The sequence below is a fragment of the Pseudomonas sp. S3_E10 genome, assembly GCF_054667615.1.
In genome coordinates this window covers 1,074,256-1,088,769 of the sequence record NZ_CP162743.1, presented here as the reverse complement: position 1 = coordinate 1,088,769, position 14,514 = coordinate 1,074,256, and the positions used below count along the sequence as shown (strand labels likewise).

The window sequence follows — 14,514 nt, the reverse complement described above, 5'->3', positions numbered from 1 at the left end:
TCAATGCCGATGGCGTTGCCGCCAGGCGCGCCACCAACCACCGCTCAACACAAACCGCGGGAACGTCACAAACTGCTCGACCACCAGGCGCTGCACCGCATCTTTACGATCACTGAACGGCTCACTCGCCTCGGCTTCCAGGCTATGGCCGTGACGCTGCAGCGCCAGGCCCGCGAGGAGACCGACGATGCCTACCGCGAAACTGGCCAGGCTCAGGCTGAACACACCCGACACGATCAACAGAAAACCAATGATGAACAGCGGCACGGCAATCATATGCAGCGCCAGATTGGTCGGGTGCTGGTGGTTCCGGGGGTAGTTACGCCATTGCCAGGCGGGGAGATTGGGATGACGTTTGCCCATGATGGTGAATCCTCTGTCCGTTGAAATGGCTTGGATGGAGTCTAGGTGGGAGAGGGCGGGGCGGCGAATTGGGGTTGGCTATGGGAGGCATAGAAAAAGCAAAGTCCGTAAGCTATAAAAGCTAATAACCAGCGGAATCTGGATCGCAGATATAAACGGAAGGTCCGCACAGAGAAACGTATTTGGCTTTTAATTCGATTGTAGATGTACCGGATTTAGCGTGGATTGCATAATGATCTTCAAGCTTGGTTATTTTCATTCTCAGAGGTTCGCGAGTAGGGATATTTTCGATTTTTACATCGCTTACCCCTCCGAAATCCAAGCCTATCCTGCAAGTGTTATATCCTTCTTTAATCCATTTTTCTGGTGGGGCGTCCGGTAACTCTTTGATGTCAAAACCCATTCCGATATTGGGTCTGTCATTATCGATGGTTAGTGAGTAGAGGGTGATTTCTCCAATTTCCACGGGGAAAGTAAATACTTTATTGAAAAAGATCGTGTCGTTTAACTCGTTCCAGTGCTTCATTTTTTATCCTTGAAGTAGTAATGGGTTTTGGCTTCATCTAGTTTGCCAGTTCGAGGTCTTTCTTTCGGTCGAAGATTGAAATGCGCGGTTTGATTTCCTTTACCGTCGGGATCTGAGTATTTGTGTCCGGCTCCGTGATCTTGAATCAAGACTGGAAAGCGGTCACCACGAGTGAATAGGTATTCCCGAGTCATTATCGGTTTGCCGTGTTCGTCCAAAACTTCATTTTTTTGTCTGTCTCTCATCGTGACCATTGAGTATTGCCTGGTTTTCCCCAATCTAGGATCAAACACCGGCTCCGGATGTTGTGTTCTCGGTATTCCGGCATCGGACTTTGCTTGCTTAAACGCCCCGTTCCTAGAAACTTCCGGTGCAGTTAGTTCCGCTTGTTTTTCACATTCGGCGCTTTTTCTGCCTGTTGCTGGACAATTTGCATTTAGCCCTAGCGGGTCAATCCATCCAGTCGGGTTGGGCACGTACTGGTAGGCGTTGATCCCACCCGCCAGCTTCACCGGATCCGGCGTCAGGTAACGACCAACATCCGGATTGTAGTAGCGATGGCGGTTGTAGTGCAGCCCGCTTTCTGGGTCGAAGTATTGGCCTTGGAAGCGCAGCGGGTTGTCGATTTTTCCGATGTCGAGTCGGCTGATTTGGCCGTAGGCGCGGTAGTGGGCGGACCAGACGATTTCTCCGTCTGGAGCGGTGAGTTCCTGGGGCGTGCCGAGGTGGTCGAGTTGGTAGTGGTAGGGCTTGGTTTCTTTGGGACCAAACCCTTCCAGTAAGGCCAACGGACGGAAGCTGTCCGGTTCGTAGAGGTAGCTGCGATGCCGATCCGCATGGTGCTCGGCGATCAGCTTTTCGCCTTGCCAGAAAAACTCGGTCGTTATGCCATCAACGGTTTTGCTGATGCGCCGCCCAAACGGGTCGTAGCGGTAACTCGCGGTCTGGCCGTTGGGTTGTGTAATACCGATCAAGCGATGCTGGCAGTCGTAGCGGTACTCGGTAACGAGTTGATGGCCTTTGCCACGCCGTTCACGGATCAGGTTGCCGAAGGCGTCGTAGTCATAGTGCCGGTCGCCCTGGATCATCAACCGATTGCCGGCGACGATGTCCGGGCCGGGGCGGTCGTGCATCAGTAGATTGCCCGCTGGGGTGTGGCCGAAGCGTTCGTGCAGGTCTTGCGAATGGTCGGCGCGGGTGAGGCGGGCTAGCGGGTCGTAGCGGTAGTGGTGTTCGCCCTTGCGGGTGTCGTTCAGGCGGGTGAGGTTGCCGGATTTGTCGTAATCGTAGTGGCGTTGGTAGAGGTGGTTTTCCTGTTGGGTGATGGTGTGGGCGTGCAGGCGGTGTTGGTCGTCGTAGTGGTAGTGGCTGAGCAGTTGACCTTGTTGGCGTTGGTGCTCTTGGCCGGCTTTGAAAAGGTGGGAAGTCAGCAGTGTGCCGTTCAACTCAACGGTGGCGAGATGGCCGCCTTTGGCATGGTTGAAGGTCAGTCGATTGTTGTCCGGCAAGCGCAGGTGTTGCAGTTGACCGCAGGCGTCGTAGCCATAACGCAAGGTGCCCCAGCCTTGATGCTCGGCGGTCAGGCGGTTTTGTGTGTCGTACTCGTAGGCCAGCGCCCAGTGGCCGTCGTCGACGCTGAGGAGGTTGCCTTGGCGGTCGTAGGCGTAATCAACGGTATTGCCGTCGGGCAGGGTTTTTCGTACGAGTCGGCCGGCGTGGTCGCGCTGGTAAAGGGTAACTAGCTGACGGCCATCGTCGCCGTGTTCGGTTTTTTCCTGCAGGTTGCCGTTGAGGTCGTAGACGTAGGCGGTGCGTTGGCCGTCGAAGCCGATTTCCTGCTGGATCAGGCCGTTGGGGTGGTAGTTGAGCCGGTAGGTTTCGCCGACCTCGTTTTCGATTTCGGTGAGCAACAGCCGAGCGTTGTCGTAGCGGTAGTTGACCTGGCTGCCATCGGCGTTGAGGCGGCGGCTGATCAGGTGCAGGCCGTCGGCGTATTCGTAGCGGGTGACGTGGCCGAGTTCGTCGCGTTCGGTAGTGATTTTGCCATAGGGGTTGTAGCTGTATTCGCGGGTTGCACCGCCCGGCAACACGATGCGAATCAACCGGCCAACGCTGTCCCACTGATACCCGGTCAGCCCGCCTTGTTCATCCTCGCGGGCAATCTGGCGGCCCAGATCGTCGTAGCGATAGCGCTTGGCGCCGCCATTGGGCAGTTGCTCTTCAATGAGCTGGCCGCGTTCATTCCATACCAGCCGATGACAGCTGTGATCGGGATACCAAACCCCCGTCAGTTGCCCGTATTTGTTGTAGCTGTAGTCCGTCACCTCACCATCGGGATCGGTCCTACGCGTCAGGTCGCCCTGGTCGTTACGCTCGTACTTCCAGACCGCTTCACCACGCCGCACAACCCGTACGAAGCCGTTGTCATGCTCGTAGGACGTCGGTTCATCATCTCCCGGAAACAACGCCACCAAGCGTCCGGCATCGTCGTACTGATACGCCGTCACCGCCCCGAGCGGATCCTGCTCGACCGTCAGTCGACCCTTGTCATCGTAGGATTTGAAGTGCTGAGCGCCGTCCGGGTCGATACGCTGCACCAACCGCGCCCGGTCATCGTGGACATACTCTTCCTGACTGCCATCGGCGTTATGCACGACAACACGGCCGTCCTCACCCCAGGCATACCGCGTGTCCATCTGCGAAAAACTGGCCCAATGCCGGACACACCGTGCCGCCTTGCCAGCTCTTTCCCATTCCCAGAAGAAACTCGCCCCGCCGGCCAAGCCCCGCTCCAGAATGACGTGCTGCTCGTCGTACCGATAAACCTCGCTTTCGCCGACGGCGTTGGTTGCCGAAAGCAGTCGTCCCGCGTCGTCATAGGCGTAGGAAACAACGTTCTGTTCCGTGATCCATTCGTAAGGCTCATACCCCTTGGCCCGCTGAACCTGGTAATCCACCGCCACCATGCGGCCCAGTTCATAGCGCAAACACAGCGAGCGACCCACGCCGTTATCCAACCGTGCAATACGCCCCAACACATCCCGCGAAATCCGCAGGCGGTTGTCATACGCATCGCTGATCGAGACCAGCACACCGTCGCGAAAGTGATAAAAGCGCGACGCCTGGGCCAGCACCAGTTCGTCCGGCAAAGCACCTAAATAGATCGCCGCTTCGGCCAGGCTATTGGTGATCGCCGGCCGAGCAGAAGTCGGCAGTGGAAACGAAACAGCGCGGTTTTCATGGTCGGTCCACACCACCGAATCGCCCGAAACAGAAAGCCGCTGCGCCAGCGAATGACTCCAGCCAAACCCCAGCCCAACATCCACTTCCACCGCGCTGGTGCGGTACAAACGGGTCCACTCAAACGGCAATATCCCGTCCAAAACACCATCGGTGAGGGTGAGCAATTCCTCCCCAGTGACCATCGACACCGGGCAGCCATTGGTCGCTGTTTTGTCCGCCGAAGTCGCCGCGTCACCCTTGGGATTCGTAGCCACGACCGGCACATCATCGACATGCTCCTGCCGAACCAACACCGTCTGCTGGGACTTGTTACGAACCAACGGAACAGGGTTCGAGACCACCTGATCCCCAGCCTTCAACGGCGCAACCGGAATCGTCTTGATCGGCGTTGGCGCACTGCCCAGCAGCAATGGTTTAGCCGTCTCGACATGCAGTTCCAATCTCGGCCCCACAAGGTGCTTGGCGAGCAACTCCAACAACCCTCGCACCCGTACGGACTTGATGGAACTCAGCGTTTGGGCGCCCAAGCGCAGTGCCACGCCGGTGCCCGCCGTCGCCCAAATCAGCAGCAGATTGATCAACACCTCACCGGTGATTTCTCCGAGTACTTCGTACATCTCAGGCGGCGGCAACAGGCGTATCCAACTGACCATCGCTGTCAGGTAGATGAAGAGCAGCGGCTCATCACTAAGCACCAGCAAACCGTTGGCAATCGCGTCGCTGCCGAGCGCCAGCAGCGCATCGAGTTCAGCCTGGGAGATGTACGCCAACAGCTTCTCGCTGTTGGCCTTGAGATCCGCCAGCAGCTCATACACCTGCGTAACGTTGTCCCACAGGTTGTAGAGCGCCTGAGCCAAACCGCTGGAAAACGCCATGCCCTGCATCGCGCTGCGTTGCAACGATGTAGCGTTGGCAAACTTGTCCCACTGGGGTTTGAAAGTCTTGGCCCATTCATCACGCAGGCGCGTTTCCAGCTCCGCGATCACCGACTGATAAGACGCATACAGCGCCTTGACGTGATCCTTGGAAACGTTGGGATAAAAGGTGATCTGGTATTTCTGGTCGCGGGTACATTCCTGGATTTCAAGAATGCCGCTGGGGCCGATGGTTCGATGGATGGACGGTCCCGTCGGGCTGCCATCCTGGTCGATGGCCTGCAGCACTACCGGCGTGTTGCCGATAGGCACCGACCGTGTGCTTTCGAACATGTGCAGCAGGGTGAGCGAGCCCTGGGCATCACACTTGGCGACGACAGCGCTGGGCTCTGTGGAAGAAACCGGCGCGATTAACGCAACCTCTTCGCCGACTTTGAAAACCTGCTCCACCTCAAGCGCCGAGCCACTCCAGACGCTTTCGGCCCAGTCGTCAAAGGTGTTGAGACATGCCCGCAAATCACGCAAGACGCCTTCAACGTCCGGCGCCTTGGCGTTCATGGGAGACAGGACAAGCTGACCTATGACCGGAATCAAGAGGCAGCCCCACCGAGCAGGGCATTAACGGGTAGGTGCATCGGCGGTCCCTCGCACTGAATGATCAGGCGAGAGACTTTGGAGAGGTTCGTCAGGTAAAGAAGTCGGCGCTATTCGCCAGGACGGTTAGGAGGTTTCGCCAAAACGGCGGGTAAATGCAGGGCCGATCGTAGGAGTCGGATTACAGGCTGGTCGGTCCTACAGTTTTAGCTGGCCAATCGCCTTGCTCAACTCACCCGCCAGGGTGGCCAGCTCCTGGCTGGTGGTGGCCGAGTCCACGGTTTGCCGCACCGTGTTCTCAGTCACATCGCGGATGCTCACCACCGCGCGGTTCATCTCTTCGGCCACATGGCTTTGTTGTTCGGCGGCGACGGCGATCTGGGTGTTGCTCTCGCGCATCTGCGCCACGGCACCGGTGATTTCGGCGAGAGCGGCGCCGGCTTCCTGAGCCTGCTGCACGCAATCGTCGGCCTTGAACGAGCTTTCCTGCATGAAGTCCACGGCGTCGCGGGTGCCGGCTTGCAGCGCCGAGACCATGTGAGTGATTTCATCGGTGGAGCTTTGTACGCGTTTGGCGAGGTTGCGTACTTCGTCGGCGACCACGGCAAAGCCACGGCCCATTTCCCCGGCGCGAGCGGCCTCGATGGCGGCGTTGAGGGCCAGCAGGTTGGTCTGTTCGGCGATGCTGTGGATCACACTGACCACGCCATTGATTTTCTGGCTGTCTTCGGCCAGTTTCTGGATCATTTCGGCGGTCTGTTGCACGCCGCTGGACAGGCCCGCGATAGAGTGTTGCACGCGGGTTACTACGGCCTGGCCGCTGCCGGCGAGGGTGTCGGCGGTCTGGGATAAATCGCGGGTGGCGCCGGCATGCTGGGCGATGTGGTGGACGGTAGTGGTCATCTCGTTGATGGCAGTGGCGGCCTGGTCGGTTTCGCTTTGCTGGCCGAGCATGCCGTGTTGCACCTCGTTCATGCTGCCGGCCAGGCGTGCGGCGCCCTCGTCCAGTTGCCGGGCGGTGCGCGCCACAGTGTTGACGACCCGCTGGTAACCGGCCTGCATGGCATTGAATGCGCTGGCCATCTGGCCGACTTCGTCCTTGCAGGCCAACGGCACGCGGGCCGACAGGTCGCCGGTTTTCTCCACGTGTAGCATCACGTCCTTGAGGGTGTTGAGTTGGCTGAGCAGGAAGCGGATCAGCAACTGCGAAGCGCCGAGCATGGCGAGCATCAGGATGAGGACCGCCACCGCATAGTTGGCGAAGCGTTCGCCGAAGACCTGGCTCAGGCTGGGGGCGTGAGCAAGCACGGCGATATATTGCCCGTCAGGACGGGCGACCACTTCAGCGCCCAGCAGCGGGTTTTCACCGAACAGCGGCATAGGGTTGAGTTCGACCCAGCCGGTGCTGCTGCTCAGGGCGGACAGATCCAGGTCGCCAAGCTGTGGGACTTGGCCGCGTGCAAAAGCCAGCCAATGCTCGCCCTTGGGCAACGGTTTGTCGGCCGGCCAGGCGCCGAGCAGTTGCCCTTGGGCCTGCGCCGAGGCCTGGGACGCTGTGCTGCGCGCTTGTTGTTCGAGCTGCACGGCGTACAGGACCAGCAGCAGGGTGGTGATAAAGGCGACCGCGTTCACGGCCCAGAATTTGTACTTCAGCGAGATATTGCTAAGCCAGGCACCCATGGAAGGTTTTCTCTGATAGCGGAAACAGCATTGGCAAGGTGCCATTATTGTGCCGCTACTCAGAAATCCGGTTTTGACATGGGTCAATGCGCCGCATCAATCCACGCTAGGCAACCCAAAAAACGCCCGGGAGCAGGCGGTGCTGTGGCGGGCCAGGTCTTCCATGCTTTCGTTACGGTGCAGGGCGACTTCGCGCAGTACTTCGGTCAGGTAGGCCGGTTCGTTGCGGCCGTTCTTTGGCTTGGGTCGCAGGGTGCGCGGCAGCAGGTAGGGCGCATCGCTCTCCAGCATCAGGCGGCCGCGGGGAATTTCCCTGACCAGTGGATGCAGGTGCGTCCCACGGCGCTCGTCGCAGATCCAGCCGGTGATGCCGATGTGCAAGTCGAGGTCGAGATAGCCGAACAACGCCTGCTGTTCGCCGGTGAAGCAATGCACCACGGCTGCGCTGAGGTGGTCGCGGTAGCCCTTGAGGATGTCCAGCAAGCGCTGGTTGGCGTCGCGCTCGTGAAGAAATACCGGCAGTTTCAGTTCCACGGCCAGGGCCAGGTGTTCTTCGAGGACCTTTTCCTGTTGCGGGCGCGGCGAGAAGTCCCGGTTGAAATCCAGGCCGCATTCGCCCACCGCCCGCACACGGCTTTCGCTGAGCAAACCGCGCAAGCGTTGGGCGCTGTCATCATTCCAGTCACTGGCGCAATGGGGGTGGATGCCGGCGGTGCTGAACAGGCGTTGGCCGCTTTCATCGAGGTTTACGCACAGCTCCAAAGCCTGTTCGCTGCCGTCGACGCTGGTGCCGGTGAGCACCAACTGGTGCACGCCGGCGGCATAGGCGCGGTCGAGAACGGCCTGGTGCTTGTCGTCGAAACTGGGGTTGGTCAGGTTGACGCCGATATCAATGAGTTGCATGGTGCTATCTCCGCCTGCGGCCGGAAAGCATATCAGAGCTGTAGATTTATAAGAAAATCGAAGAACTACAACGAGTTATAGCTGTCTTTGAACGTCGCAAGTGACATCGTGATTGGCTGGCTGCCTTGCACTGTGCCACCGTTGCGCGCAAAGCCTGCGCTTAAAGCGCTCTGTTTCTGACTCCCAGCGCCTCGTTTTCGCGAGGGCACTGGCCAGTATTCTTTCCGGAGAGCGGATGATCCGACCCTCGGCGTTGCTTGTGTTGTGCCTGACATTACTGCTGCCCATGGCGGCGGTCGCGCGTCTGGACGGGCCGTTGGAAGTGACCAAGCCCGGCAAGGTGCGCGACCTGGCGCAGATCCGCGCCAGCCGCACCTTGCGTGTTTTGGTCAACCAGAGTCGCAACAGTTCCGGCGAAGTACAGGGCCAGGCCATCGGTGTCGAGTACCATCGCCTGCGGGCCTTCGAGCAATACCTCAATGGCCACGCCCGTGATGGCCAGGAAATCAACCTCAAGATCATTCCCAAGGCCAAGGACCAGTTGCTCGGCGCGCTGGCACGTGGCGAAGGCGACCTCGTGGCACCCGGCGAGTTGCTTGATGTAACCGCCGCTCACAAGATCACCACCAGCGATCCGATTGCCAGCGGCATACCCTTGTGGCTGGTTGGCGTAAAAGGCGAAAAACGCTTTACCAAGCTGGAGCAGTTGTCTGGGCGCACGCTGGCGCTGACCACCGGCAGTGCGGCGGCGGACGCCATCAACCAGGTCAACCAGAAGTTGGCGTTGCACAAGCAGCCGCCGATCAAAGTGGAATGGGTCGACCCGACCCTGGCCGTGGAAGATGTGCTGGAGATGGTCCAGGCGGGCATCTTTCACCTGACCATTGTCGAAAAGCCGATTGCCGAGCGCTGGTCGAAGGTCCTGCCTAAACTGCGTTTCGACAAGCAGGTGGTGATCAGTGAGCCGGGCGATGAGTACTGGTTTGTGAGCCAGGACGCTTCGATGCTGCGAGCCAGTATTGATCGATTTCTCAAGACCTATCGAACGCCGTCCGATCAGGATGTGGCCTTTCAACGTATCTACCGTCGCCTCTACCAAGTCCGTAATCCACTGGCCCGTGTCGACCGCCAACGCCTGGAAAAACTGCGCCCGGTGTTGCAAAAGCACGCCCGGGAGCAGGGTATGGACTGGTTGAACCTTGCGGCACTGGCTTTCAAGGAGTCCGCTTTCGACCCCGGTGCACGCAACAGCGGTGGCCCCACCGGCCTGATGCAGATCACACCCTCGGCGGCGCAACGGGTGGGCGTCAATAACATTGAAAACCTCGACAGCAATGTGCAGGCGGGCGCACGTTACCTGGCGTTGATCCGGCGCAAATTTTTTGCCAGCCCCAAGCTTAACGAGCGCGAACGCATGGCGTTTGTGCTGGCGGCCTACAACATGGGGCCGGAGCGGGTGCAGGGCATGCGTACCGAGGCCAAGCGCCGGGGGCTTAATCCGAACCAGTGGTTCTTCCAGGTCGAACGCATCGCCATGGAGCAGGTGGGGATGGGCGGGGTCAGCTATGTTAATAGCGTCAACAAGTATTATTTGGCGTTTGACCGGGAGCGGGAGTCTCTGGAGCCCCCGGTGGCGAAAGTGGCATCACGCAAGTGATCAGGTTTATCGATATTAATTAAGCATTTTTTCGGCTTTTATCATTGCTTAAACTGATTAATATAGCGGCCAACCAACCCCTACTCCGAAAAGGATTCTCAGCATGAGCCCAATGATCAAAAGTCTTCTGTCCACCCGTGCCGGCTACGGCCTGACTATTTTGCGCATTGTTGTCGGCATCATCTTCGCCGCGCACGGGTCGCAAAAACTCTTTGGCTGGTTCGGCGGCTACGGTCTGGCGGGCACTGCCCAGTGGATGGAAAGCATTGGCCTGGCACCGGGTACCCTGATGGCGCTGCTGTCGGGTGGCACCGAGTTCTTTGCCGGCCTGGCGTTGATCATTGGCTTGCTGGTACGCCCGGCGGCGTTGGGCCTGACCATCCTGTCGCTGGTGGCGATCTTCTCGGTGCATATCCATAACGGTCTGTTCATGGCCAATAACGGTTACGAGTTCGCACTGGCCTTGTTGGGCGGCTCGCTGGCAGTGTTGCTGGAAGGTGCCGGCAAACTGTCTGCCGACCGGGCCATCGCCAACTGATTGCCTGCTGACACATCGAAAAGGCCCGCCATGCGGGCCTTTTCGTTGCCTGGGATTCTTGACACCGGCCCATCGGCTTCTCTAGGATGCCGTTCATGCGCCGATTTAAACAGCTAATTGCGGGGCGCCACTGGGACTCGATGCAGCCCGACAGAAGCTTGTTCTCGCCTGACGAGAGCACTTCGAAATACCGCTAAAGCGCTGGTTCGGTGTTGCCTCTCACCTGCCCGCAGACTTTTGAGGCAGAGACACGACACGATGAATGCACTACGCCCCCTGATACGCCTGGCCCCGATCACCGCGGACCTCACTCAACGCAATCCAAAGATTCTCCTGGGCGGCAAGCACCAGCCGACGCTATTGCGTTATCTGGACGGCTGGCCACGTCGCACCGGGCGCCCTTCAGCGTTCTTGATTCAATTCGTTGAGGATGGCGATTCTCTTGCGCGCTTTGCCAGTGACAGCTTTGACCTAGCGGTTATCCAGGCGCCATGTGCCGATGAAGCGGATGAAGTGATCCGTCAGTTGACCCGAATCGCCCGCCAGGGGTTGATTGCCCGTCGTTGATAGCGCGTCAGTATAGGACCGCTTCATGCCGCAGCCGGCGACGCTGGCGCAGGAAAATAAACCAGGCGAGCAGGCACCATGTCAGTGGCATCGCCAAGCTCAACACCCCCTTTATCGTCTGCTCCATGCGATGCACGGGGGCATACGTCTTTACCTTCAAAGCATGCAATTCGATAGGCAAGCGCAGGCGCTCTTTATTGAGCGCCTGTAAGGTTGAGTTCGTATCCACAGCCTGGGACCCGGGAGCCAGCGCTTGTGGGCTCAGCCGTTGCCATTCCCGTTCTGTTCGCTGTAGACGCTGCTCCAACTCAAGCGCCTGTTGATGATAGGCGCGTGCGGCATCATCACGCAGTCGCCCCAGCTTACTTGTCGACCCCTGCGCCGCTGCGCGTGGGCGGATATTGGCGAGCGTATCGGGGGCCGCCAAGTTATCCAGTGTATTGAGTACAAACAGCGCATTGCTGTCGGATGCCCAGTTGCTGACTTGATCCGTGAGCAGGTCTGTGTCGGCGACTACCACCACATGGATGTTCGCCGCTTGCTGCAAACCGGGCGGCTGTCCCGCCATGCCGTCGAGAAAGGCTGAGTAAGCCGGCCCTTCAATACGGGCCGCGATCACATGGCGTTGCGCTGCAGTGGAGGCTTCTTCGAATACCGAACTGAACGTGGTTGCTGAAGCGAAACGCTCGGTTTCCAGCAGTGCGGAGTGCCTTGAGCTTTGTAGGAGAGGGGTGAAGGTTGTGCGCGCTTTTTTGCGCTGAAAAAGGGCGCCGCTGCTCGATACCGTCACGGTATTCACTTTCCGGGTGCTGATATCGTGTGTATTCATTGCTTGTCGGGGCAGATTCAACCTGGCCGGATGCTGCACGGTGGGCTTGCCGGCACCCTGTGTCTGCGACATTGCATAGTGGTTATCGATGAGCAATTTGTCCGCTGGCAATTGTATGCCCCATGCGGCGAGCAGTTCATCCAGCTTGGGATTGACCACCGATGGGGTTGAGTCCTGTTCGTTTATCGGGTCGATAAACATCATGAGCCTGCCGCCCTTCAGTACAAACTGCTCAATGGCATACAACGTCCGTTCGGACAGCGCTTGCGGATACACAACCATCAGCGTTTGGACATTCTCCGGCACGCGATCGGTGGTCGTTCCCAAGTTGACCACCTTGAAGTGCTGCTGGAGTTCCCCCAATAGCCGGCCCGATGTTTCGTCGAGGGTCAGCCCTGGCAGCAGCCCTACGGTAGGAGGTTGCGGGTGCTGCAACCGGGAGATCAACTGGCTGATCTCATATTCAAGCAACGGCTCCCTATCCAGACTGAATGACTCTATCCGTTGTGCTCCGCGATTCGCACGCGTGCCAATCAGCCCCATGAAACCCGTCTCGCCGTTGAGGCCGAACAACCCGGCTTTGTAGGCGTCTTCTGAAAAAGGCTCGGGGTCGATAACGTGCAGGTTGATCATGCCTTTCGCTGCCTTTTCGTATTCCCGAAGCCGATCTTCAATGCGCTTGCCGTAGCGTTTCAAGGCATCGCTGCGTGTTGGGGTGTTGTGTGCGTTGAAGTAATACAAGTCCAGAGGGCTATTCAGGGATACCAATAACGAGTGGACCGAAGGGGATAGGGTATGGATTTTTTTTTCAGAAAAGTCCCACCGGATATCAGGGATTTTTGCTACCCAAACCAGATTAAAAGCGAGGAACAGCAGCAATATGACAGTAAGTGTCATGCCCGTACGCAAAGTGGATCGCATGGTGATCTGTCCTCCTCAGCGGTGTTTATGGTTGAGAATGACAGTTGTCGCAGTGAGAAAGGCGACAATAATGCTGATGAAGTAAGCCGCGTCATGAAGTGTCAGCTTGCCGTTGTCGATAGTGCTGAAGCGTGATAGTGGGTTGAGAACAGTTAAACTGTCGATCAACCACACAGGTGCCTGATGTTCAAGATTATCGATGGCCGTAGACAAGCCACTGGCGATCAACAGCAAACATAACGTGAATATGAAAATAATTATATGCTGGCGTGTAAAGGAACATATAAAACAGCCTACCGCCAAATAACTGCCCGCTAACAGCCAGCTCGCTATAAATTGAGACGCGATAAGCCCGTTATCTGCGGTGCCGAGATAGTTAGCCACGATGACGAGAGGGAACGTTGAGATCAAGGCCGCCGATGCCACGGCCCAGGCGGCCAGGAATTTGCCAATAGCCAGTTCTGACGCAGTGATGGGAAGTATTTTGACCACGTCGAGAAAACCGGCATTGGATTCCTCTGCCCAGAGTTGCGTCGTCAGGGTAGGCATCAGCACCAAATAGAGCCAGGGATGCAGTTGGAAGAAAATCTGCAGATCAAGCGTGTCTTGCTCCAGCCAGCGGTGTGCATAAAGCCCCAGCGTGACGGACATGAGCAAAAACAGAGCAATGCTCAAGTAGGTCGCAGGCGTTGAGGCATAACTGGTGAGTTGATGCTTGAAAATAACGGGCAACAGTCTCACAGGCGCCTCTCCTGGCTCGGATATGGAACCACCTCGTTCACGCGACCGGGCTCCAGATCCAATGTGTTGATTTTCCAGCCACGGTTGGCAATGAGTGTGTGAATGTGGGTGTAGATGGTGTGCCCGGGCATGGCCAGAACGGTGACGGTGCCCGGTGCATGTTGATGTTCTTCAATACCCGCGACTCCAGGCAGCACAGCGAGGGCCAGCAAGTCCAAGGGGGTATCGGCGGTGAGGGTGACCGCCTGGAAATGACGGGAATCACGTTGCAGTTTCTGCAAGGGGGCGTCCGTCACCAGGCGGCCGTCGGCGATAACCAGCGCACGCGTGCAGAACTGCGACAGTTCATCAGGGTTACGCGAAGCGATGACCAGCGTCATGTCCTGCTTCAACGACTGGATCAGCCCGGTGAATGCATGTTTCTGATCAGGCGCGAGGCCTTCCGTTGGTTCGTCCATCAGCAACACAAGGGGCGTGTGCAAAATGGCCTGGGCGATCCCGACTTTGCGCTTCAACCCGATGGACAAGGCGTCGAGGGGGGCATTGAGCGCCGTCAGCAATTCCAGGCGCGTGGCGGCTTGTTCCACGCGTGCACGCTGTTCGGCGCCTTTAAATCCATACGTCGCTGCGATGTAGTAAAGGAATTCTTTTACGGTCAGAGTGGCATGGCTAACGTGTCGGTAAAGTTGATAACCAACCAGTCTTTTGACTTCGCGCGTTTGAGTACGTGTATCCAAGCCTTGAATATTTATATTTCCACTGGAGGGAAATATTGAAGCCGACATTAAATTCAAAAGTGTCGTTTTGGCAATGGGGTCATCCCCAAATAATCCCAAGCATTCGCGGGGCTTTGCGTTGAATGAAATATCGCTAAGTCTATTCTTTTTGTTCAGGTATTTTGTCAGGTTGCTTATTTCGATCACGGGTTTTACCGAATAAGTGTGTATGACGCAGGTGCTGAGATTTGAAAAAGAGTACGGTTAATGGTCTCGTTTGGGAATGTCCATTGGTATTAATAAGAAAAATCCTACGTGCGTGTCGGGCGCGTCACTGAAACAATTGGTGTGTATTTTTAAA

At 57.6% G+C, this 14,514-nt stretch carries 11 protein-coding genes; 3 read left to right on the top strand and 8 right to left on the bottom strand.

Translation table 11 applies throughout. The features are described 5' to 3' along the window. The 5 genes from AB4N98_RS04730 to AB4N98_RS04710 all read right to left on the bottom strand — a co-directional run bounded on the left by AB4N98_RS04730 (position 1) and on the right by AB4N98_RS04710 (position 8,184). Positions 1–363, bottom strand: coding sequence for an Mpo1-like protein (locus tag AB4N98_RS04730; protein WP_460149280.1), 363 nt, complete (start codon positions 361–363; stop codon positions 1–3). Between the two features lie 121 nt (positions 364–484). Next, complete coding sequence (locus tag AB4N98_RS04725; RefSeq protein ID WP_065876990.1) at positions 485–889, bottom strand: Imm50 family immunity protein; 405 nt, start codon at positions 887–889, stop codon at positions 485–487. Continuing rightward, complete coding sequence (locus AB4N98_RS04720; protein ID WP_460149278.1) at positions 886–5,601, bottom strand: RHS repeat-associated core domain-containing protein; 4,716 nt, start codon at positions 5,599–5,601, stop codon at positions 886–888. The genes AB4N98_RS04725 and AB4N98_RS04720 overlap by 4 nt, the downstream gene beginning before the upstream one ends. A 198-nt stretch (positions 5,602–5,799) precedes the next feature. Further along, positions 5,800–7,281 (bottom strand): methyl-accepting chemotaxis protein, encoded by a 1,482-nt coding sequence (locus AB4N98_RS04715; protein WP_068937870.1) that lies wholly within the window; start codon positions 7,279–7,281, stop codon positions 5,800–5,802. Positions 7,282–7,377: 96 nt separating this feature from the next. Further along, positions 7,378–8,184: a TatD family hydrolase gene (locus AB4N98_RS04710; RefSeq protein ID WP_017529403.1), complete on the bottom strand. Its 807-nt coding sequence runs from the start codon at positions 8,182–8,184 to the stop codon at positions 7,378–7,380. 235 nt (positions 8,185–8,419) lie between these two features. On the opposite strand from AB4N98_RS04710, the gene AB4N98_RS04705 reads away from it, so the two are divergent. From AB4N98_RS04705 to AB4N98_RS04695, 3 genes are all read left to right on the top strand, one after another. Continuing rightward, on the top strand, positions 8,420–9,841 hold the full coding sequence (locus tag AB4N98_RS04705) for an MltF family protein (protein ID WP_065876602.1): 1,422 nt from the start codon (positions 8,420–8,422) through the stop codon (positions 9,839–9,841). Between the two features lie 103 nt (positions 9,842–9,944). Beyond that, positions 9,945–10,379 (top strand): DoxX family protein, encoded by a 435-nt coding sequence (locus AB4N98_RS04700; protein WP_017529401.1) that lies wholly within the window; start codon positions 9,945–9,947, stop codon positions 10,377–10,379. A gap of 258 nt (positions 10,380–10,637) precedes the next feature. Beyond that, entirely contained in the window at positions 10,638–10,946 is a 309-nt protein-coding gene (locus tag AB4N98_RS04695) for a hypothetical protein (RefSeq protein ID WP_017529400.1), read from the top strand. A 7-nt stretch (positions 10,947–10,953) separates the two neighbouring features. On the opposite strand, the gene AB4N98_RS04690 is transcribed toward AB4N98_RS04695, so the two are convergent. From AB4N98_RS04690 to AB4N98_RS04680, 3 genes are read right to left on the bottom strand one after another with little or no spacing between them, the layout of a single operon-like run. Beyond that, a complete protein-coding gene (locus tag AB4N98_RS04690) occupies positions 10,954–12,696 on the bottom strand; it encodes a Gldg family protein (RefSeq protein ID WP_460149276.1) in 1,743 nt (580 codons plus the stop codon). 15 nt (positions 12,697–12,711) lie between these two features. Further along, positions 12,712–13,437: an ABC transporter permease gene (locus AB4N98_RS04685; protein WP_068937872.1), complete on the bottom strand. Its 726-nt coding sequence runs from the start codon at positions 13,435–13,437 to the stop codon at positions 12,712–12,714. After that, positions 13,434–14,360: an ABC transporter ATP-binding protein gene (locus AB4N98_RS04680; RefSeq protein WP_026067389.1), complete on the bottom strand. Its 927-nt coding sequence runs from the start codon at positions 14,358–14,360 to the stop codon at positions 13,434–13,436. Before AB4N98_RS04680 ends, AB4N98_RS04685 begins: the two co-directional genes overlap by 4 nt. Between the last annotated feature and the right edge of the window lie 154 nt (positions 14,361–14,514).

Coding starts and splice junctions, on each gene's coding strand:
- AB4N98_RS04730 (WP_460149280.1), bottom strand. CDS start 363: ATGGGCAAACGTCATCCCAATCTCCCCGCCTGGCAATGGCGTAACTAC.
- AB4N98_RS04725 (WP_065876990.1), bottom strand. CDS start 889: ATGAAGCACTGGAACGAGTTAAACGACACGATCTTTTTCAATAAAGTA.
- AB4N98_RS04715 (WP_068937870.1), bottom strand. CDS start 7,281: ATGGGTGCCTGGCTTAGCAATATCTCGCTGAAGTACAAATTCTGGGCC.
- AB4N98_RS04710 (WP_017529403.1), bottom strand. CDS start 8,184: ATGCAACTCATTGATATCGGCGTCAACCTGACCAACCCCAGTTTCGAC.
- AB4N98_RS04705 (WP_065876602.1), top strand. CDS start 8,420: ATGATCCGACCCTCGGCGTTGCTTGTGTTGTGCCTGACATTACTGCTG.
- AB4N98_RS04700 (WP_017529401.1), top strand. CDS start 9,945: ATGAGCCCAATGATCAAAAGTCTTCTGTCCACCCGTGCCGGCTACGGC.
- AB4N98_RS04695 (WP_017529400.1), top strand. CDS start 10,638: ATGAATGCACTACGCCCCCTGATACGCCTGGCCCCGATCACCGCGGAC.
- AB4N98_RS04690 (WP_460149276.1), bottom strand. CDS start 12,696: ATGCGATCCACTTTGCGTACGGGCATGACACTTACTGTCATATTGCTG.